The following is a 21,428-nucleotide window of genomic DNA, read 5'->3' as shown; positions in this document are numbered from 1 at the left end:
CTCCTATTCAGCTGCTGTGGCCGTCGGAACGAAATCCGGCGAGTCGGTTGAGGTGTAGTTGAAGGAAACGTCCTTCCAGACTTCGAGCGCCTGCTGCAGAGGCTGACAGCTGCGTGCAGCCATGCGCAGGATCTCCGGTCCTTCGTTGACGATGTCGCGGCCCTCGTTGCGTGCCAGCACCATGCATTCGAGTGCAACGCGGTTGGCCGTGGCACCGGCTGCGATGCCGAGCGGGTGACCGATCGTGCCGCCGCCGAATTGCAGCACCACGTCCTCGCCCAGAAGGTCGAGAAGCTGGTGCATCTGACCGGCATGGATACCACCCGAGGCCACCGGCATCATCTTGTTGAGCGAGGCCCAATGCTGATCGAAGAACACGCCGTTCTCCAAACGCATCGGGTTGAAGTCCTCGCGGCAGATGTCGTAGTAGCCGCGCGTGGTTGCCGGATCGCCCTCGAGCTTGCCGACCACCGTACCCGCATGGATATGATCCACGCCGGCAAGCCGCATCCACTTGGCGATGACGCGGAACGACACGCCATGCGACTTCTGCCGCGTGTAGGTCGAGTGGCCGGCACGATGCAGATGCAGGATCATGTCGTTGCGCCGCGCCCACTTGGCCATGGACTGGATCGCCGTGTAGCCGATGACAAGATCGATCATCACGATGTTCGAGCCCAATTCCTTGGCGAAATCGGCGCGCTCATACATGTCCTCCATCGTCGCCGCAGTGACGTTGAGGTAGCTGCCCTTGATCTCACCGGTAGCAGCCTGCGCCTTGTTGACGGCCTCCATGCAGTAGAGGAAACGCTCGCGCCAGTGCATGAAGGGTTGCGAGTTGATGTTCTCGTCGTCCTTGGTGAAGTCGAGACCGCCCTTCAGAGCCTCGTAGACGACGCGGCCGTAGTTGCGGCCGGACAGGCCAAGCTTCGGCTTCACCGTTGCGCCAAGCAGCGGCCGGCCGAACTTGTCGAGGCGTTCGCGCTCGACGACGATACCTGTGGGCGGACCCTGGAAGGTCTTCACATAGGCCACCGGCAGGCGCATGTCCTCAAGCCGCAAAGCCTTCAATGGCTTGAAGCCGAAGACGTTGCCGATGATCGACGCCGTCAGGTTCGAGATGGAGCCCGGTTCGAACAGGTCGAGATCGTAGGCAATGTAGGCAAAGTACTGGCCTTCGCCATTGGGAACCGGATCGACGCGGTAAGCCTTGGCGCGATACTTCTCTGTCGCTGTCAGGCGATCGGTCCAGACGACCGTCCAGGTTGCGGTAGACGATTCACCGGCAACGGCAGCGGCAGCTTCGATCGGATCGACGCCATCCTGCGGCGTGATGCGAAACAGCGCGATGATGTCGGTGTCCTTCGGTTCGTAGTCGGGCTCCCAATAGCCCATCTTCTTGTATTCCATGACACCGGACCTGTAGCGGTCCTTTCCGGTGACCGTTTCTGACTTGTTCGACATGATAAGGTCCTTTCCTTTTAGTGCAGTCTTCAGGCAGCCTTGGCTGCAGCGATTTGCGGGTCGAGTTTTCCGGCGGCATAACGTTTGGCCATGTCATCAAGGCCGATCACCTTGATCTTCGATGCGTTGCCTGCCGTGCCAAACCGCTCGAAGCGGTCTCGGCAAAGGTCACGCATGGCATCCATCGCCGGTTTGAGGAATTTGCGCGGATCGAACTCCGCCGGGTTTTCCGTAGCGATCCGGCGGAACTGACCGCTCATGGCCATGCGGCAGTCCGTATCGATATTGACCTTGCGCACGCCGTGGCGAATACCGCGTTCGATCTCCTCGACCGGCACGCCATAGGTTTGCGGCATCTCGCCACCGAAGCGGTTGATGATGTCCTGCAAAGGTTGCGGAACAGACGACGAGCCATGCATAACGAGATGGGTATTCGGCAGCTTGCGGTGGATTTCCTCGATGACGCCCATCGCCAGGATGTCGCCGTCCGGAGCGCGCGTGAATTTGTAGGCGCCGTGCGATGTACCGCAGGCGATGGCCAGCGCATCGACCTTGGTGCGCAGGACAAAATCCACAGCCTGATCCGGATCGGTCAAGAGCTGGTCGTGGCTGAGCACTCCGCTCGCACCATGACCGTCTTCGGCCTCGGCCTCGCCGCTTTCGAGCGAACCCAGCACACCGAGTTCACCTTCCACCGACACACCCACCCAATGGGCGATCGCGGTGACTCGTCTGGTGATCTCGACATTGTACTCATAGGCGGCAGGCGTTGCCGCATCGGCCTCGAGCGAACCGTCCATCATTACCGAGGTGAAGCCGTGGCGGATCGCAGTCAGGCAGGTGGCTTCGTCATTGCCGTGGTCCTGGTGCATGCAGACGGGAATGGATGGATAGATATCCACCAGCGCATCGATCATCCGCGCCAGCATCAAATCCTTGGCGTAGGAACGTGCACCACGTGACGCTTGCAGGATGACCGGCGCATCGCAGGCTGCAGCCGCTTCCATCACGGCAAGCCCCTGCTCCATATTGTTAATGTTGAAGGCGGGAACGCCGTAGCCATACTCGGCAGCATGATCGAGCAATTGTCGCAAGGTAATCCGGGCCATGATCAATACTCCTTTCAGTTCAGTTGATGAGCTTGCGCGCCGTGGCGACGATGTTTTCAGGCGTGATATCGAAGTGGCGGTAGAGATCCGGAGCCGGCGCGCTGGCGCCAAAGCCCTGCATGCCGATGAAGGCACCCTTCTCGCCAATCCAGCGATCCCAACCGAGGCGTGCTGCCGCCTCGATACCGATACGCGGTGCCGCAGCCAAAACAGACCGGCGATAGGCCGGGGTTTGCGCCTCGAACAATTCCCATGACGGCATCGATACGACTGCGGCCGGGATCTTGTACTGTCCGCGCAGCATGTCGGCGGCAGTACAGGCGATTTCGACCTCGGAGCCAGTCGCCAGCAGCGTAATCGCGCGTGGTTCCGCCGTTTCGCGTAACACATAGGCGCCGCGGCTCGACCGGTTCTCCTCAGCATGGGCGTGGCGCAGCATCGCAAGATTCTGGCGCGACAGGACGATGACGCTTGGCCGGTCGCTATACTTCAGCGCTAGCTCCCAGCATTCAGCTGTCTCGATGATATCGGCGGGCCGGAAAACGTTAATGCCGGGCGTGGCGCGCAGCATCGCCAGATGTTCGATGGGCTGATGCGTCGGACCATCCTCACCAAGACCGATCGAGTCATGTGTCATGACGTAGATGACCTGCTGGCCCATCAGTGCCGACAGCCGCATCGCGCCACGCGCATAATCAGCAAACGCCAGGAATGTGCCGCCATAGGGAATGAAGCCGCCATGCAGCGCGAGACCGTTCATCGCCGCAGCCATGCCATGCTCGCGGATACCGTAATGAATGTAGCGGCCGGAGAAATTTTGCGGCGTGACATCCCGCATGCCGGGCGTAACCGTGAGGTTGGAATGGGTCAGGTCAGCCGAGCCGCCAATCGTCAGATCGGTGGCCTTGTTGATGACACCAAGCACCATTTCCGAAGCCTTGCGGGTCGCAACCTTGGTTGCCTTCTCGACATGCTCGCGGCGGAAAGCATTCAGCTCATCGAACAGGGTCGCCGGCAACTGCTTCTGAACGGCCTGCCTGAGGTCGTCTCCATGCGGTGATGCTGCCATTCGTACACACCATTCGCGCCGCTCATCGGCACCGCGGCGGGCCACATCGCGCCAGGTCTCGATGATGTCCTCGGGGACGTCGAATGCCTGGTGCGGCCAGCCAATGGTCTGGCGGACGGCGGCAATCTCCGTGTCCCCCAGAGGCGCACCGTGGGTCTTCTCGGTTCCTTGCAGGTTCGGCGCGCCCTTGCCGATGATCGTGCGGCACGAAATCAGCGATGGCCGGTCAGAAGACCTGGCGCGTGCAATGGCTTCCGCGATCTCTTCATAGTCGTGGCCGTCAATCTCCTGCACATCGAAACCGGCAGCCTCGAACCGCATCAACTGATCCATGGACGTCGAAAGCGATGTCGGCCCATCGATCGAGATGGAATTGTTGTCCCAGAAGACGATCAGCTTCGACAGTCTCAAATGACCGGCAAGGTCAATCGCTTCGTGGCTGATGCCCTCCTGCAGGCAGCCATCTCCAGCGATCACATAGGTGTGGTGATCGACGATATCCTCGCCAAACCGCTGCACCAGCAACCGTTCGGCCAGCGCCATACCGACTGCAGTCGCGATGCCCTGCCCGAGTGGACCGGTCGTCATCTCGATGCCCTGCGCATGACCATATTCGGGGTGACCCGCCGTCTTCGCGCCAAGCTGGCGGAAACGCTGCAGTTCCTCGATCGGCATGTCGGGATAGCCGATCAGATAATGCAGGGCGTATTGCAGCATCGAACCGTGCCCAGCCGACAAAACGAACCTGTCGCGGTCCGGCCATTGCGGATGCAACGGGTCAAGCTTGATGAAGCGGTTAAAGAGAACCGTCGCAACGTCGGCCATACCCATGGGCATGCCGGGGTGACCGGAATTGGCCTTCTGCACGCTGTCCATAACCAGCGCCCGGATGGCGTTTGCCATATCGCGTTCCGAGACGGTTTCTACGTCCGGGGTTTCTTGAAGCAAAGCTTGCGTGTTCATCGCTATCTCCTTCACGAGGCACGGTTTTTGCGTTCGATCAACTGCATGATCAGCGGCGTCAGGATGAGTTGCATGGCGAGATCCAACTTGTTGCCGGGCACGACAATTGAGTTTGCCCGCGACATGAAGGAGTTGTGGATCATCGACAGCAGGTAGGGGAAGTCGATCCCGCGCGGCCGGGCGAAACGAATGACCAGCATCGATTCGTCAGGTGTCGGTATCCACCGGGCTATGAACGGGTTTGATGTATCGACAATCGGAACCCGTTGGAAATTGATATCGGTCAGCGTGAATTGCGGTGTGATGTAGCGCACATAGTCTGGCATCCGGCGCAGGATGACGTCCATCACCGCCTCGGTGGAGTAACCGCGGGTCGAGCGGTCACGATGGATCTTCTGGATCCATTCGAGGTTGATCACGGGAACGACGCCGATCTTCAAATCCGCGTGCCGGGCAAGGTTGACACCCTCGGTCACGGCACAGCCATGCAGCCCTTCATAGAACAACAAGGTGCTTGGCGGGAAATCGCGCCATTCCGTGAACGTGCCCGCCGGCGTGTTGTATTGCGCGGCTTCCTCGTCGTCGTGGATATAGGTACGGGTCTGGCCCGTACCCCGGCGGCCATATTCCTCAAAGACCTCGTCGAGCTTGTGCAACTCGTTGGCATCGACATGGAAATGCGTGAAGTTGGGGTTACCCTTCGCTTCTTCCTCCGCGACCTTCGCCCTCATGGCATTGCGGTCGTACTTGTGGAACGCGTCGCCTTCGATAAACGCGGCCTCGATATGCTCGCGGCGGAAAATCTGCTCGAAGATGCGCTTGACCGAGGTCGTTCCCGCGCCTGACGATCCGGTGATGGATATGATTGGATGCTTTGCCGACATGTCGCCTCTCCTCCCTAAACCCTGAACAGGCCGCGATTGCTGAAGAGCGGAGCACGCTCACCAATGTTACTGGGCTCGGTATGATACCGGGTGATACGTGCCACTTCTCTCGCCGAACCGAAGATGAACGGCACGCGCTGGTGCATGGTCTTCGGTGTCAGATCGAGAATGCGGCCTGCCGTGTCGGTCGCTGCCCCGCCCGCCTGTTCTATGAGGAAGGCAATGGGATTGGCCTCGTAGACCAGCCGGATACGGCCATCGCCATAGCCCTTGCGCTTGTCGCCGGGATAGAGAAACACACCGCTGCGCATGAGAATGCGATAGGTTTCCGCCACCAGTGACGCGATCCAGCGCATGTTGAAATCACGCTCGCGGGGTCCTTCGCTGCCCTTCAGGCAGTCATCGACATAGAGTTGCACCGCCTCGTCCCAATGCCGGTAATTGGCGGCATTGATGGCAAATTCCTGTGTCTTCTCAGCAATGACAATGCTGGCATAAGCCTGGATGAATGTGCCGAGCCTCGCCGAGAACACAAAGACATGCGTGCCGCTGCCAAGAGTCAGGACCAGCGCGAGTTGTGGTCCGTAGATGAAAAAACCGGCAGCGAGCTGGCGATCGCCTTTTTGGAAAAACGACGCGCCAGGCTCGCTGTCCGGTTGGCCAGCCACCGGGAGGATGGAGAAGATTGTCCCTATGGAGACATTGGTGTCGATGTTGGAAGAACCGTCGAGCGGATCGATCGCCAGCGCCAGCGGCGCGCTTGGGTCAAGCAAGGCTGGATGCGCCAGTTCCTCGGAGCCGTAGAGCGCGACTGGCGCCTGACGCATAGCCTCAAGGAACATGTCATCGGCGAAGATGTCGAGGTCCTTCTGGGAATCGCCATCGGCGTTCTTGCTGCCTTGGCTGCTGGCGAAGGCCTTGCCGAGTGCGCCCTGATTGATCGTGTTGCGGATCTTGACCGCAGTCAGGGACAGCTGGCGCACGACTAACGACACGGAAGCACGAAGCGTATCGCCGCTCTCCGCATAGGATCCAAGGAAGGCATCTAAAGTTGCCGTGGTCATGGTAGTCCTCCCGTACCTGAGGGACCTTTTGAACTCTCCACCCTGATGGACACCTGATGCGATTTTCTGTGCTTCCGGTGCTCATGGACTCAAAAGTCCACTCCGCTCCGGTACTCGAAAATCACACCATCTGCCTCATCAGGCTGAATTTTCAAAGGATCCCTTAAACGTCTCTCCGCGTCAGGTTTCGGGAACATGGAACCACGCGGGGCACACTTAGTAAAATTTATTATATTTACCTACTCGATAAATTATATTAACTGTGGCTATGCGCAATCTCAATTTGAAGCAACTGCGGGCGATCCAGGCGATCATGGCGCACGGCACAATCGCCGCCGCGGCCAATGCGCTGGGCCTGACGCCCCCTGCGGTAACGATCCAGCTCAAACTCCTTGAAGAGGATGCCAATATCATCCTGTTCGACCGCACGAATGAAGGCCTGCGCCCAACCGTTGCCGGTCTGGCTTTTCTCGATGCGGCGCAAATGATCGAAGAGCGGTTGCGCTTGCTCGAAGACGAGATCGATGCAATCAAGGGGTTGCGCATCGGCAGCCTGACCTTGGGCGTCGTGTCCACCGCCAAATATTTTGCGCCGCAACTGATGGCGATCTTCCGCAAGGAACACCCGGATATCGCCATAAAGCTGGCAATCGGCAACAGGGCCGAGACCATAGCCGGGCTGAAGAGCCACGCGGTCGATCTCGCCCTGATGGGCCGTCCGCCAAAAGATGTGCCGTTGCGTTCAGCAGTCTTCGGCGATCATCCGCTGGTGATGATCGCCGCTCCCGATCATCCGCTTGCCAAGTGCCGCGACATCACGAAAGAGCGTATCGCGCAGGAGCATTTCCTTATCCGCGAGCCGGGATCAGGTACGCGCATATCGCTCGAGATTTTTCTGAGCGAGTTGCCAGGCCGGCTCGACGATCTCGGGACGGAAATGTCGTCGAACGAGACGATCAAGCAGGCGGTGATGGCCGGACTCGGCATCGCGTTCATCTCGGCCCACACCATCGCGCTGGAACTGGAAGTCGGCAGACTGGTGATGCTCGACGTGATCGGCATGCCTATCCGCCGCCAATGGTTTTCCGTCGTGCGCACAGACCGGACAATGTCACCGGCCATGCGGGCGTTTCAGGACTTCCTCAGCCGCAAGGGTGCGCAATGCTTGCCGTCGATCGACCGGCTTTATCCCGCCAGCGAGCTTTGAACGGCTCTACTGCCGTTGGGCCCGGTACAAAACCGGCCAGTACTGACGCCGATGTAAGAGAAAACCTTATCAGCGCTTTGAAATGCCCTCCTGTAGTCCTATATTGCAGGCGAAACCGCGCCTAGTCTGGTGCCGGTAACAGGGGCAATTTCCATGGACTCAATGGCGGGAATTTTTCGCGCAGTGGCGGCCCTTGGCTTTGTTTTTATGCTGGGCTCAGGTGTGGCGCAGGCACAATCCGCCAGTTCCGCGACCAATTCGGGATGCGTGCTGACGCAGGTCGGCGGGACCGGGAGGCAGGTACTGAAATGCCGTGGCGGCCTCACTATTACCGCTGAGCGCGGGGCACGATACACATTGTTGGACCGCAGCCGCGACGGGATCGTCGATGCCGTGCGGGCCAGGAGCAAGGCGATATTGCTTGACGCACCGAAATCCCCCGCGGGATTCGAGGTCGATACGCCGCAGGCGATTGCAGCGGTCAGGGGTACGAAATGGGCTGTCGATGTCAGTGCCGGTAAAACCGCGGTGTTCGTTGTCAGGGGCGCGGTCAGCGTTCGCAGGCAGGCCACGAGCGCGGAAGTGGTGCTCGGACCCGGTGAAGGCGTCGATGTGGACGAAAGCACCAGCGCGCTCGTTGTAAAGCGCTGGCCTGCCCCGCGTGTCAACGCATTGATGACGCGCCTTGGTCAGTAAAAAGCGATGAGCAGCCGCGTACGGCAGACGCTGATCGCGCTGATCCTGACCTGCGTCTGGGGGGCCGGGCTCGGCCTGATGCACATCAGGGGGAACACCTGGTTTCTGGAACGCGTCGAAGCAACTCTCACTGATCTTCGCACCATTATTCGCGGGAAAATGCCGGCACCGGACACCGTGGCAATCATTGCCATCGACGACCCGACAGTGACGCTGGTTGGCAGCTACCCGGTTCCCCGCTCGACGCTCGCTGCGATCATCGACGAAATCGCCAAGCTTAAGCCGAAAGTCATCGCTATGGATCTGCTTCTTGTGGATCGCGGTCAGGAAGATGGCGACCGGAAGCTTGCAGAATCGCTTGGGAAAGCCACGACACTTCTGGCGGGGGCGGCAGTGTTCGCGAGCGGCAAGCAGTTGATCGAGCCCTCGAACGGCGACGCACTCGATCGCGTTCCGGATGCCGTCAGCTTTTTACTCCCGCAGCAAGAGTTTGCCGATGTCTCGTCGGTGGGCATCGTGAACGTGGCAACTGACCAGTCCGGAACGCCGCGATTTATCCCGATGTTGTTCAAGAAGGGCGAGGAGGTCCAGCCGTCTTTTCCATTACGTGCAGTTGCACTTGCCGCCGGAGTCGAACCTGTATTCGAGCCCGGCGGCATCGCGCTGGGCGAGCACCACATCCGCACGGATATTGGCCAATCATTTCCCCTGACCTTCTATGGTCCGAGGGGCACGATAAAAACGATCAGCGCCGCTGCCGTGCTGAATGGTCAGCTTGCGGCCAAGGATGTTGCCGGCAAGATTATCGTTCTCGGAACGACGGTAACCGGCGGCGGCGACGTTTTCCCGACACCCTTTGATCAGGTGCTTCCGGGCGTGGAGGTCATCTCCACGGCAATAGCCCAACTGGTGGCGGGCGACGCCACGGTCCGCGATCGTAATATTCGCCTTGTCGACGCGGGTTTCGCTGTTGGATTGCCGCTCGTCCTCGTAGGGCTGCTCGCGTGGCGGCGCAGTGCCATTGGACTGGGCGCGATGGTCGCAGTGGTTTGCGCATGGCTCATTTTCAACGCGGTAGCCTTTGCAAACGGCATCTGGCTCAGCGCGGCCATACCCATTGCCGCAGTTGTGCCGCCGGTTCTCATATTTGGTGCGACGCAGCTTTTGCTTGGCAGACGACGGGCGCAGCATTTTGCGACGCAAAGCGAGATGCTGCAAAGTGTCCAGGCTCCGGGCCTTGGAAAGTGGCTGGCGCAAAACCCCAACTTTCTAGCCGAGCCGGTTCGCCAGGACGCGGCTGTGGTTTTCATCGACCTGTCAGGCTTCACCGGCCTCAGCGAAGTGCTTGGACCCAATGCGACGCGCGAACTGCTGAACGGTTTCTACAATCTGGTCGACGAGGAAGTTGCGGCCTGCAATGGAACCATCACGAGTTTCATGGGCGACGGGGCGATGATCCTCTTTGGTCTGCCGGAACCGACACCGGAGGATGCAGCCAATGCGACGCGCTGCTGCATAAGACTTTGTAATGGAATGAGACTCTGGCTCGCCTCGCTGCCGTCATCGATCGCGTCGCGGATCGGCTTCAAACTGGGCGCGCATTTCGGAACGGTGGTTGCTTCGCGACTGGGTGGCGGAAGCCGCCAACAGATCACCGCGACCGGCGATACGGTCAACGTGGCCAGCCGGTTGATGGAAGTTGCGAAGAGCAATGAGGCGGAGCTCGCGCTTAGCACCGAAATCCTGCATGTCGCAGGACCGGACAGCGACCCGTACAAAACCGGCGTCCTCAGCGGACCACTGGAAGCGGAAATTCGCGGACGCTCTGGCTCGGTAACAATCTGGCTGTGGCGCAGCCAAGACAAAAATTAAAAGACATTGTAGGATTCCCGCTTGATCCAACGTCCTATGGTCGTTCCAATCAAGAGGAGGTCTACATGTCCTATGTCGATGGTTTCATAGTTGCCGTCCCGAAGCAGAAACTCGAAGCTTATAAAGAACTGGCTCGGAAAGCCGGAGAGATCTGGAAGGAACACGGGGCGCTGGCTTATGTCGAGTGCATTGCCGATGACGTGCCCTATGGCGAACTCACTTCCTTTCCGCGCGCAGTGCAGGCAAAAGACGACGAGACCGTTGCCTTTTCCTGGATCGTCTACGAATCCCGCGAAAAGCGTGACGCTATCAACGCGAAGGTCATGGAAGATCCGCGTCTTAAGGGGAGCATGGACAATATGCCTTTCGACGGCAAGCGCATGATCTATGGCGGATTTGCACCTTTTATGGAGCTATAATGCGCATCCAATATGGGTGCTTTTCCCAACCGAATCCGCGCGCTGTCGATAACGGCGCGCGATCAAAAACAATCACTGTTCCTGACAGTCGGCATACCGATACTTTCGATGAGTCGACTACCTGTATTTCTCGTTTGTGAAATGCTACGGTGAAACTTCTACGGATTGCGAGTTCATGTCCACAGCCGATTCGGCAGGGAGGGGACAATAGAATGGCTGTAGTCTTTATTCTTGCTTTTGTTGCAGTTGCGTCAGTCCTGTTTCATCTGTTGAGTCCCTGGTGGTGGACGCCGATCGCGTCCAATTGGCAATACATCGATAATACAATCATCATTACTTTCTGGATCACCGGTTTCGTGTTTGTCGCGGTGGTTTTGTTCGTCGCTTATTGCGTCTTCCGTTTCCGGCACAAGCCAGGAAACCGTGCGCACTATGAGCCGGAAAACAGGAAGCTGGAATTCTGGCTCGCCACGGTGACCACCATCGGCGTTGTCGCCATGCTTGCGCCCGGATTGTTCGTGTGGGACCGCTTTGTCAATGTGCCGAGTGACGCCACCGAGGTCGAAGTCGTCGGTCAGCAATGGCTCTGGAGCTTTCGTTTGCCTGGGGCCAATGGCAAGCTCGGAACATCCGAGACCCGTGATGTCAGCGCCGACAATCCCTTGGGTGTGAACAAGAACGACAGCGCCGGCCTGGACGACATCATCATCCAGGGCGGCGAGTTGCACCTTCCGGTTGGAAAACCTGTTAAGATGGTCCTGCGCTCAATCGATGTCCTGCATGATTTCTACGTGCCGGAGTTCAGGGCGAAAATGGACATGGTGCCGGGCATGGTCACCTATTTCTGGATTACCCCCACGAGAACCGGCACCTTCGAAGTCCTCTGCGCCGAACTTTGCGGCGTCGGGCATCCACAAATGCGCGGAACGGTGGTGGTCGATACTGAGGCCGATTACCAGACCTGGCTGCAGCAGCAACAGACATTCACGCAGATGATGGCGTCCGGAGAACCACAGACAACGAATTGAGAGTGATACCGCTCTTTGGGGAGAGGAGCGATGAAGCCAGGGAGGGCATAGAATGGTCAACATACCATCCAGCATCAACGACCCCATACCGGCAGCGGAAGTCGAAGATGTGGAGCTTTATCACCCGCATAGCTGGTGGACGACTTACGTCTTCAGCCAGGACGCCAAAGTCATCGCCATCCAGTATTCACTGACGGCCATTTCTATCGGCCTCGTTGCACTGGTCCTCTCTTGGCTGATGCGGTTACAACTTGGTTTTCCCGGCGTTTTCACCTTCATTGATGCCGAGCGCTATTACCAGTTCATCACCATGCATGGCATGATCATGGTGATCTATCTCCTCACGGCGCTCTTCCTGGGTGGTTTCGGCAATTACCTCATTCCGCTGATGCTCGGTGCACGGGATATGGTGTTTCCTTACGCCAACATGCTGAGCTACTGGATCTACCTGCTGGCGGTGCTGGTCCTTGTCGCCGGCTTCTTCGCGCCGGGCGGACCAACCGGCGCCGGATGGACGCTCTATCCGCCGCAAGCCGTGCTTTCCGGCACGCCGGGCGGGCAGGATTGGGGTATCATCCTGATGCTGACGTCGCTGATTCTGTTCATCATCGGCTTCACCATGGGTGGTTTGAACTATGTCGTCACGGTGCTGCAGGGGCGCGCACGCGGCATGACGCTGATGCGCATGCCCTTGACGATCTGGGGCATTTTCACCGCGACGGTCATGGCGCTGCTCGCCTTCCCTGCCCTGTTCGTCGCCTCTGTCATGATGTTGTTCGACCGGGTACTCGGAACAAGCTTCTTCATGCCCGCCATCGTGGAGATGGGAACGCAGCTTCAGCACGGCGGTGGTAGCCCCATCCTCTTCCAGCACCTGTTCTGGTTCTTCGGCCATCCGGAAGTCTACATCGTCGCCCTGCCCGCCTTCGGTATCGTATCGGACCTCATCAGCGTTCACGCACGCAAGAATATCTTCGGCTATCGCATGATGGTCTGGGCCATCGTCGTCATCGGTGCACTGAGTTTTGTTGTCTGGGCGCACCACATGTATGTCAGCGGTATGAATCCAAACTTCGGGTTCTTCTTTGCGACGACGACGCTGATCATTGCTGTCCCAACCGCCATCAAGGTCTATAATTGGGTGCTGACCCTATGGCGTGGCGACATTCACCTGACCATCCCCATGCTGTTCGCCCTCGGTTTCATCGTTACATTCGTCAATGGCGGACTGACTGGATTGTTCCTCGGCAATGTCGTCGTCGATGTCCCGCTTTCCGATACGATGTTCGTCGTTGCACATTTCCACATGGTGATGGGAGTCGCGCCGATCATGGTCATTTTTGGCGCGATCTACCACTGGTATCCGAAGATCACCGGGCGAATGCTGGATGAAACCATGGGGCGGATCCACTTCTGGGTGACGTTCCTCGGCGCCTACCTGATCTTCTTCCCGATGCACTATCTGGGTCTGCTGGGAGCCCCTCGCCGGTATTACGAACTGGGTGAATCAGTGGTCAACCCTCCATCGGCGCACGACCTGAACATCTTCATCACGCTGATGGCTCTGACCGTGGGAGCTGCACAAATGCTTTTCCTGTTCAATGCAGCCTGGAGCCTCCGCAGAGGCAAGGATGCGGGCGGGAATCCATGGCGGGCAACGACGCTCGAATGGCAGACCCCAACGACACCGCCGCCGCATGGCAATTGGGGCAAAGAGCTTCCGGTCGTCTATCGCTGGGCCTATGATTACAGCGTTCCCGGCGCTCCTGAGGACTTCATTCCACAAAATGTGCCAGACCCTGAACACCGGTCGAGGGAGCACTCATCATGAGTGCTATCCTGATCTTTCTGGCGGGGCTGGCGTCGATCATCATCTGGTGGATGGCGCAACAGCGTCTGATGTCGAAACCATGGCTCGAGGCCGGACGAGCCAGTGACATTTCCCAAATCACCCGCTCGCCGATACCAACCGCAAAGATCGGCCTCGGCGTGTTTCTTGCCGTTGTCGGCGCATTGTTCACGCTTTTCATCAGCGCCTATTTCATGCGCATGGGCTTGCAGGACTGGTGGGCCATTCCCCTGCCCGGCGTCCTGTGGGTCAATACGGCTGCCCTTGTCGTAAGCAGCATTGCACTTGAGATGGCAAAATCCTCAGCACAGCAAAACGACGCCAACGCCATGAAAATCACCCTTCTGGCAAGTTTTGTGACAGCGATCGGCTTTCTGATCGGACAGTTGTTTGCATGGCGGGAGCTCGTGTCCGCCGGCTATGTACTTGCCGATAACCCTGCCAACAGCTTCTTCTATCTGATCACGGGAATGCATGGCCTGCACATTCTCGGCGGTCTCCTGGTGCTAAGCCGAACCACGCTGAAAGTGTGGCTGGATGAACCGCCGAAAGAGGCGCGGCTCAGCATCGAACTGTGCGCCATGTACTGGCATTTCATGCTGATCGTCTGGCTGGTCATTTTTGCGCTGTTCGCAGGCTGGGCAAATAATTTCGTCGATATCTGCCGGCAACTGCTGACCTAAGGATTTGAAGATGAATCAAGTCATGGAAACCGAAACCAGAGTACAGCTGCCCCGGCCCGACGGCTTGCGCGGCTTCGCGTCCGACTGGGCCTCCGACCAGCGAACATTCAAGAATGTTTCCTGGGGCAAGGCCATGATGTGGATCTTTCTTCTCAGCGATACATTCGTCTTTGGATGCTTCCTGCTGGCCTATATGAGCGCCCGCATGTCGACAACCGTCCCCTGGCCCAATCCGAGCGAAGTCTTCGCGTTGAATATCGGTGGTAAGGAAATTCCGCTGATCCTGATTGCCATCATGACATTCGTGCTCATCAGCAGCAGTGGAACCATGGCGATGGCCGTCAATTTCGGTTACCGGCGCGACCGCCGCAAGACGGCCATCCTGATGCTGTTGACTGCGTTATTCGGTGTGACATTTGTCGGAATGCAGGCCTTCGAATGGACCAAACTGATCACTGAAGGCGTTCGCCCTTGGGGCAATCCATGGGGCGCGGCGCAATTCGGTTCGACCTTCTTCATGATCACCGGCTTTCACGGTACCCACGTCACGATCGGCGTCATCTTCCTGATCATCATAGCCCGCAAGGTTTGGCGGGGCGATTTCGATACGGAGAAACGCGGCTTTTTCACCAGTCGAAAAGGTCATTACGAGATCGTCGAGATCATGGGCCTCTATTGGCACTTCGTCGATCTGGTCTGGGTATTCATCTTCGCTTTCTTCTATTTGTGGTGAGGCCACGAAAGGCTCTATCATGACACAACCGGTAGCGCATACGGAACACCAGGAGCACCCCATCAAGCTTTACCTCGTCGTTTGGGGTTTGTTGTTCGTCTTGAGTCTATGCTCGTATATGGTCGACTATCTCGGTTTTCATGGCTATCTGCGGTGGTCCCTGATCCTGATCTTCATGATTCTGAAGGCCGGGCTCATCGTCGCAATCTTCATGCATATGGCATGGGAGAGGCTTGCCCTCATCTATGCCATACTGGTTCCACCGGTCCTGGTCCTTGTTTTCGTGGCCATGATGGTGTCGGAGGCGCACTACGTGCTTTTCAGTCGATTGACATTCTTCGGCGCAGCCCCTTAGGCGCAAAAAAACGCGGCGCCTTTCGGCACCGCGTTTTTCAATCGCACTCCGTTTATTTACGAGTTCGAGATCGTGACTTCGCCAGCTTCTGGATTTCTGCGCTGGGCAGAGGTGCCACAACCTTGCGGTAAAGATGCCACGTCGCATGTCCCAGCACCGGTATGAAGATCGCCAGACCGACGAACAAGGTCAGGAATCCGACTACGAGAAGTGCAGCTACGATCAAACCCCACAATATCATGGGTATAGGATTGGTCAGCACCGCCTTGATCGATGTTATGACCGCCGCCAACGCACCGACGTCCCGGTCGAGCAGCAGCGGAAATGTGATGACGCTGATGCATAGAACGACGATAGCGAAGACCAATCCGATCGTGTTGCCGAGGACGATCATCCGCCAGCCTTCAGGCGTGTTGAATACCTGATTCAGGAACGAACTGATCGACTCGGGTGCCGCCGGACCGAAAAGGTTCACGTAAAGCGCCTGGGCCGTAAGCAGCCACACAATGAAAATTGTAAAGAGCAGAACGCCGACTGCAAAGATGGAAGGCATAGCTGGAGAACGCCTGACCTCAAGTGCGTGTTGCCATGACGTATCAAGACCAAGTTCCCGCCTGCGGCTGATCTCGTAGAGACCGATGGCTGCAAAGGGACCGATCAAGGCGAAACCCGACATCAGCGGAAACAGTATCGGCAGCGCATTGGCTCCCGACGACCAGCGCGCCAGTACCAGCCCGGCAACGGGATAAATCAGGCAGAGGAAAACATAGTGAGAGGGCTTGTCCCAAAAGTCGTCGAGCCCTTGACGAAGAGCAGCAAAAACATCTGCCACACTGATTTTACGCACCTCAGGATAGACGCTGGTTTCACTTGCGCCAGCGATCACATGAAATTGTGCCATGAGCAATTCTCCCAATCTCGTTTCGAGCGGGAAAGGCACCAGTGGCACCATGCTAGAGGCGGTACCAATGGACCTAAACCTGCACAAGACAAAACATACGCGAACTGGGAAAATTAAGCCAGAGACAACGACAGCTGGCAGGGATTGAAAATCATTCCTCAGCCGTCATTCTGGCGATCCACGATCGTACAGTACCCGCAGAGTCCAGCTTGAATTCGGCAATGCTCTCGAAAGGCGGATCGCCCACCCTCACCGAGCGTCCGCCTGTTTCATTGGCAAAGCGGAACATGGTTTCGTCGGTCAGGTCATCGCCCATAACGAGAAGCTTCCGTCCGGCATAGGGTGCGGTTTCCATGAAATGCGCAACCGCCATGCCTTTGCTGGTACCGGAAGGTCCTATTTCGATGACCATCTTGCCATCCTGGCGCTTCCATCCGTAGCCAAGATCCTTGACCAGGCCATCGACTGCACGCGTGGCGGCAATGGCGGCTTCCGGCACCTGCCGGTAGTGTACGGCGAGCCCCAAGCCCTTGTCTTCGATCACCATACCCGGCCACCGGCTCGCAAATTTCTGCAACACCATGCGCGGGCGGTCAAGTGCCCCTGCCTCCATTCCCTGACGGAGAATTTCTGCATTTTCCCTGCGGATTTCCGCGCCGTGAAGTCCCGCGACGGTGAAACGGTAGGGCTCAAACATCGCATCGACGGCGGCAATGGAACGACCGGTCACGAGCGCCATGGCACCATCGACTTTTTGCGACAGCTTGATGAGTTGACGCGGCAACCCAGGAGGAATGACTATGCTTTCAGGCGTTGCCGCAAGATCAATCAGCGTGCCATCAATGTCTATGAAAAGTGCCCAACCATCCAGTCTGTCTGGCAGTGGTTCGTTTGCTTCCTCAACTGCCGTGCTAGGCTGCATATCTCTTTCCCTGGATTGAACGCTCATCATTGGAGAACTCAGCCGACGCGAAATCGTTCAATGAAAGTTGACCTTTTGTAGCCTTTTTCCGGAACCATCACGTCCTTGAGGAGTTGGTTAGAGTCCTGACTGCATGCAAGGGACATCTTATGGGACGGCTAGTCGTAATCTCAAATCGCACGGCGAATTTGGGAAAGAACACTCAAATTGGCGGACTCGCTGTCGGTATCGTGGACGCGCTTAAGACCCAGGGCGGCCTTTGGGCCGGCTGGGACGGCAGCGTTGTGGACGATGCGGAAGCTGCCACAACCAAGATTCAAACGCACGGCAATGTAACAAGCCTGACCACGGCGCTGACAAGCGAGGAGCATGAGAAATACTACCTCGGTTTCGCCAACAAAGTGCTCTGGCCGGCCTTTCACTACCGCCTTGACCTGATGGATTACCGCATGGAGTTCGCGGATTGCTACTCCGCGACCAATGGGAAATTCGCCGAAATGATCAGCCCGCATCTGCGCGACGATGACGTGATCTGGGTGCACGACTATCATCTCATCCCGATGGCTGCAGAACTGCGCAAGCGTGGTTGCAAGAACAGGATCGGGTTTTTCCTGCATATTCCGTTCCCCTCGGCCGACATCTTCTCTGCCGTGCCCCGCCACGAATGGCTGCGCTACTGTCTCCTGCAATTTGATCTCATCGGGTTCCAGACGATCAACGATGTCCATAATTTCCATCGCTATCTGAAAGAGCATTCCGATGCGGCGATCATTTCGCCAGAACTGGTGCGCGTCAATCATCGCACGATAAATATCGGGCACTTCCCCATCGGCATCGATGTGAAACAGTTTTCGAAAGTGTCTGCCAGAACCGACGATACAATCGAACTGGAACGCATGCGCCGTACGGTCCTGAAACGCTTCCAGGTCATTTCGGCGGATCGCCTCGACTATTCGAAAGGCCTGCCGCACCGCATGAAGGCCTTCAGAAAATTTCTGGAAACCTGCCCCGAATATCAGGGGCATGCGGATTATCTGCAAATTGCTTCCCCATCCCGGGAAGACGTCACCGCCTACTCGGATATCAAGGCCGAGCTTGAGCAGCTCGCAGGTGCGGTCAACGGGAAGTTCGCTGATTTCAACTGGGCGCCTATCCAATATATCAACCGCAACATTCCACGAGAAAAACTGGCCCCGCTCTTTCGGGCAAGTCTGATCGGTCTGATAACGCCGCTGCGGGATGGAATGAACCTCGTGGCCAAAGAATATATTGCAGCTCAGGATGACAAGGATCCGGGCGTGCTCATCCTTTCCAAGTTCGCGGGAGCGGCCGAAGAGTTGAGCGAGGCACTTATCGTCAATCCCTATGATATCAGTGAGGTTGCACGCGCTTTGAAGACGGCTGTAACGATGCCGCTGGAGGAACGGCAACTGCGCCATCGCAAGCTTCTAAAACGTGTCGTCGATCGCGACGCGCAATGGTGGCAGCGGGAATATCTCCACGCCCTGCAACATGGCGATCAGCACGCCAATGAACGGGTTGCATGAAGAATATGGCCCTACCAAATTCCGCTTATCGCATTCAATTGAGGAACGGACTGTCCTTCAACGATATAGCAGCAATCGTGCCTTATCTGAATGATCTCGGCATCGACACGCTCGCCATTTCTCCGATCTTCAGCACGATCGATGTCGGTCGCGGCAAGAAATCCTATAATCCAACGAAGCTCGACAGGGATGCCGGGGGAGAAGCCGGCTTCGTCGCCCTCGATTCTGCGCTTCGTAAGTTCGGTATGGGGCTCATCGTCGATATCAACCCAAATCAAATGCCGGCTACCCACCATAATCCCTGGTGGTTTGATGTCCTCGAATGGGGATCGGAGAGCGGTTATGCCGATCATTTCGATGTGGACTGGAAAAAGCGTCTGACGCTTCCTGTTCTTCAGCGCCCGCTGATCGAGGAAGTCCAGGCCGAGACGCTGCAGCTCAAATTCGATCCGAATAAGTTTGCCTTCGGCATTTCTTACGGGGAGGTCTTTTATCCGCTGTTTCCAAAATCCTATGAAACTATCCTTCGCGGGGTCGAAAACTCTCTCTCGAATGATTTCCTGGATGCAGTAAACGACTCCGACGCGCATAGATCCGACGAATTCCACATCCGGTTGCGGGAACTGTACGACACCAGTGAACTTGTCCACCGTCTCGAACTTGCATCGCGACTGAAAGAGATTTCACAGAACATCGCCATGCTCGAAGATGTGCTGTCGATGCAGAAATGGCGTCTTGTAACACGTCAGAAGGCTCGCCGCCGGATGAACTACCGCCACTCGTTCGAATCCATGCACTCTGTCGGCGTTCAAGTCGAAAAGACACAACCATTCAAGGACTTTCACGAGGTCCCCCTTGATCTGCTTGAGATCAGTCAAGTCATCGGTTTCCGTGTCAACCAGATCGATGGTCTGGCCGATCCTGAAACATATTCGCAGGAATTGCGCCGGCACGCGGGCGAAAAAGCCTATCTGGTCGCCGACAAAATTCTTCTGGACGGTGAACCTTATCCCGCTTCATGGCATGTCGATGGAACCGCAGGCTACGAGTTCATTTCGGTAACCGCGAACCTTATGGTCGATCACGCAAAGCTGGCTGCACTCGAACAGCTCTACAGCAGCAATATTGGTGCGCAAAGTACGCTCCACTATCGCGGTGCAAAGTCAGCTGTCCTGCACAGCAGATTCGCTGCGGAACTACAGGCTCTGGTCGACCTCCTCATTTTGATAGAACCGAATGCGGCAGATGAGCTTGAGCTGAGGCGCGCGGTAAGCGATCTCGTCATCGAACTACCGGTTTTCCGAACCTATTCGAATGAGGCGGGAATCCTCGAAGCCTATCGATCCATTCTTCAATCCACCATTTCCGATATCCTGGCACGTCCCGACGCTGCTGATCCCGCACCGCTGAAGTTCGTACAGCGCGTATTGGAAGCCGCGAATGATCCTGAGGGAAAGATTGGCCAATTCATTGTGAGATTCCAGCAGTTGACTGCCGCCGTGATGGCTCAGGCAATCGAACAATCCTACCAGTATGGCCGCGGACCCATTGCTCTTGACGAAGTGATATTGCGTTCAAGTGATGCCGGGGATCCGGTGCAGGCATTCCATGAGAAGATGCTGGGCAAAGCCGCCACCGCACCAAGAGGCATGCTGGCGACAACGTTTTCGTACACCACCAAATTCGGCGAGGATGCCAGGATGCGGCTTCTCGCTCTATCCGAAGCCCCGGAAACCTGGTGCAAGGCGGTGGCGCGCTGGCGCGGGCTCCATGCCGGCCACGTCGCGACGATCGAGGAGACGCTGGCGCCAGACCCTCAGACTGAATGGCTGATCTATCAAACTCTCGCTGCGATCTGGCCATTGACCCTGCAGCTCGATGACGAAAATAGCCTGCAGGCGGTCCATAACGATCTTTGCGCATTCATCCAGAAAGCGATAAGCGAAATTCAAAGAGATTCCTTCTGGACAGAAATAAACAAGCCCTATGAGTTGGCCGTGATGGACTATATCGGCCAGCTCTTTGCCGACCGTTCTTTCCTCCTGGACTTCAGGGAGACGATGCAGCCCTTCTGGGTCGCCGGAGCGATCAACAGTTTTTCGCAGACGGTCCTCAAGGCGACTGCTCCCGGCGTTCCTGTCATCTACAATGGGGCGGAATCCTGGGATTTCGCCGTATCGAATATTCCGGCATCGAATGACATAGATTTCGATGCCCTTACTGCTCGGCTTTCGTATGCGGACCAGTGCCCCTTGAATATTCTGCTGGAAGATTGGCATACGGGTGCCATCAAACAGCGCCTTGTTGCAGCGCATCTTCGGGCGCGAAAGCGCAAGCCTGAACTGTTTATTGCAGGCGAATACATTCCTCTGAAGGTAACCGGCAAGAAGCGGAAAAACATCGTCGCTTTTCTGCGCAAGCATGAATCCGACTACTGTCTGGTAGCCGTGCCCCGCCAACCGTACGAAGCGGTCAAACGGTTTCACGAACCCTTCATGCCTATACCGGCGTGGGGCGATACGGCGCTGCATATTCCAGCGGAAATCAATGGCAAGGAATTTCAGGATATCATGACAGGCAATCGATTGACCTTGGCTGACAAGTGCCTCGTGGCCGATGCCATGCGTGGATTTTCGACGATTTCACTGATGTCGGATTAGCGG

18 protein-coding genes are annotated in these 21,428 nt (G+C 57.2%); 11 read left to right on the top strand and 7 right to left on the bottom strand.

The features are described 5' to 3' along the window. Nucleotides 1-3 precede the first annotated feature (3 nt). The 5 genes from ACSQ3H_RS24480 to ACSQ3H_RS24460 are packed head-to-tail and all read right to left on the bottom strand — an operon-like array spanning nt 4 to nt 6,553. On the bottom strand, nt 4-1,464 hold the full coding sequence (locus ACSQ3H_RS24480) for a form I ribulose bisphosphate carboxylase large subunit (RefSeq protein ID WP_436119722.1): 1,461 nt from the start codon (nt 1,462-1,464) through the stop codon (nt 4-6). Between the two features lie 29 nt (nt 1,465-1,493). Continuing rightward, nucleotides 1,494-2,573: a class II fructose-bisphosphate aldolase gene (gene fba, locus ACSQ3H_RS24475; RefSeq protein ID WP_436119721.1), complete on the bottom strand. Its 1,080-nt coding sequence runs from the start codon at nt 2,571-2,573 to the stop codon at nt 1,494-1,496. A gap of 19 nt (nt 2,574-2,592) precedes the next feature. Further along, on the bottom strand, nt 2,593-4,605 hold the full coding sequence (tkt, locus tag ACSQ3H_RS24470) for a transketolase (RefSeq protein ID WP_436119720.1): 2,013 nt from the start codon (nt 4,603-4,605) through the stop codon (nt 2,593-2,595). 11 nt (nt 4,606-4,616) lie between these two features. Then, nucleotides 4,617-5,489: a phosphoribulokinase gene (locus ACSQ3H_RS24465; protein ID WP_436119719.1), complete on the bottom strand. Its 873-nt coding sequence runs from the start codon at nt 5,487-5,489 to the stop codon at nt 4,617-4,619. Between the two features lie 14 nt (nt 5,490-5,503). After that, on the bottom strand, nt 5,504-6,553 hold the full coding sequence (locus ACSQ3H_RS24460) for a class 1 fructose-bisphosphatase (protein WP_436119718.1): 1,050 nt from the start codon (nt 6,551-6,553) through the stop codon (nt 5,504-5,506). Between the two features lie 268 nt (nt 6,554-6,821). Here ACSQ3H_RS24460 and ACSQ3H_RS24455 point away from each other — a divergent pair, with 268 nt between their 5' ends. From ACSQ3H_RS24455 to ACSQ3H_RS24415, 9 genes are all read left to right on the top strand, one after another. Further along, nucleotides 6,822-7,760, top strand: coding sequence for a LysR substrate-binding domain-containing protein (locus ACSQ3H_RS24455; protein WP_436119717.1), 939 nt, complete (start codon nt 6,822-6,824; stop codon nt 7,758-7,760). 153 nt (nt 7,761-7,913) lie between these two features. After that, complete coding sequence (locus ACSQ3H_RS24450) at nt 7,914-8,456, top strand: FecR domain-containing protein (RefSeq protein ID WP_436119716.1); 543 nt, start codon at nt 7,914-7,916, stop codon at nt 8,454-8,456. A gap of 6 nt (nt 8,457-8,462) precedes the next feature. Then, nucleotides 8,463-10,328 carry a CHASE2 domain-containing protein gene (locus tag ACSQ3H_RS24445; protein WP_436119715.1) on the top strand — a complete coding sequence of 622 codons (1,866 nt, stop codon included), beginning with the start codon at nt 8,463-8,465 and terminating at the stop codon, nt 10,326-10,328. 65 nt (nt 10,329-10,393) lie between these two features. Beyond that, entirely contained in the window at nt 10,394-10,747 is a 354-nt protein-coding gene (locus tag ACSQ3H_RS24440; protein ID WP_436119714.1) for a DUF1428 domain-containing protein, read from the top strand. Nucleotides 10,748-10,959: 212 nt separating this feature from the next. Beyond that, complete coding sequence (locus ACSQ3H_RS24435) at nt 10,960-11,775, top strand: cytochrome c oxidase subunit II (protein ID WP_436119713.1); 816 nt, start codon at nt 10,960-10,962, stop codon at nt 11,773-11,775. Nucleotides 11,776-11,827: 52 nt separating this feature from the next. Then, nucleotides 11,828-13,606, top strand: a complete 1,779-nt coding sequence (gene ctaD / locus ACSQ3H_RS24430) for a cytochrome c oxidase subunit I (RefSeq protein WP_436119712.1) — start codon at nt 11,828-11,830, stop codon at nt 13,604-13,606. Beyond that, complete coding sequence (locus ACSQ3H_RS24425) at nt 13,603-14,307, top strand: cytochrome c oxidase subunit 3 (RefSeq protein ID WP_436119711.1); 705 nt, start codon at nt 13,603-13,605, stop codon at nt 14,305-14,307. Before ctaD ends, ACSQ3H_RS24425 begins: the two co-directional genes overlap by 4 nt. 10 nt (nt 14,308-14,317) lie before the next feature. After that, on the top strand, nt 14,318-15,040 hold the full coding sequence (locus ACSQ3H_RS24420) for a heme-copper oxidase subunit III family protein (RefSeq protein WP_436119710.1): 723 nt from the start codon (nt 14,318-14,320) through the stop codon (nt 15,038-15,040). A 19-nt stretch (nt 15,041-15,059) separates the two neighbouring features. After that, on the top strand, nt 15,060-15,395 hold the full coding sequence (locus tag ACSQ3H_RS24415) for a cytochrome C oxidase subunit IV family protein (RefSeq protein WP_436119709.1): 336 nt from the start codon (nt 15,060-15,062) through the stop codon (nt 15,393-15,395). Nucleotides 15,396-15,447: 52 nt separating this feature from the next. On the opposite strand, the gene ACSQ3H_RS24410 is transcribed toward ACSQ3H_RS24415, so the two are convergent. After that, nucleotides 15,448-16,296, bottom strand: a complete 849-nt coding sequence (locus tag ACSQ3H_RS24410; protein WP_436119708.1) for a DUF2189 domain-containing protein — start codon at nt 16,294-16,296, stop codon at nt 15,448-15,450. A gap of 151 nt (nt 16,297-16,447) precedes the next feature. After that, nucleotides 16,448-17,218 (bottom strand): trehalose-phosphatase, encoded by a 771-nt coding sequence (gene otsB, locus ACSQ3H_RS24405; protein ID WP_436119707.1) that lies wholly within the window; start codon nt 17,216-17,218, stop codon nt 16,448-16,450. 188 nt (nt 17,219-17,406) lie between these two features. Between otsB and ACSQ3H_RS24400 the strand changes: the two genes are divergently transcribed. Continuing rightward, entirely contained in the window at nt 17,407-18,765 is a 1,359-nt protein-coding gene (locus ACSQ3H_RS24400) for an alpha,alpha-trehalose-phosphate synthase (UDP-forming) (protein ID WP_436119706.1), read from the top strand. Next, nucleotides 18,762-21,425, top strand: a complete 2,664-nt coding sequence (gene treY, locus ACSQ3H_RS24395; protein WP_436119705.1) for a malto-oligosyltrehalose synthase — start codon at nt 18,762-18,764, stop codon at nt 21,423-21,425. Before ACSQ3H_RS24400 ends, treY begins: the two co-directional genes overlap by 4 nt. Nucleotides 21,426-21,428: the final 3 nt, after the last annotated feature.

This window comes from Phyllobacterium sp. LjRoot231, assembly GCF_964253365.1.
Lineage (GTDB): Bacteria > Pseudomonadota > Alphaproteobacteria > Rhizobiales > Rhizobiaceae > Phyllobacterium.
Note: the sequence above shows the minus strand (reverse complement) of the source record. Positions and strands in the feature narration are given on the sequence as shown.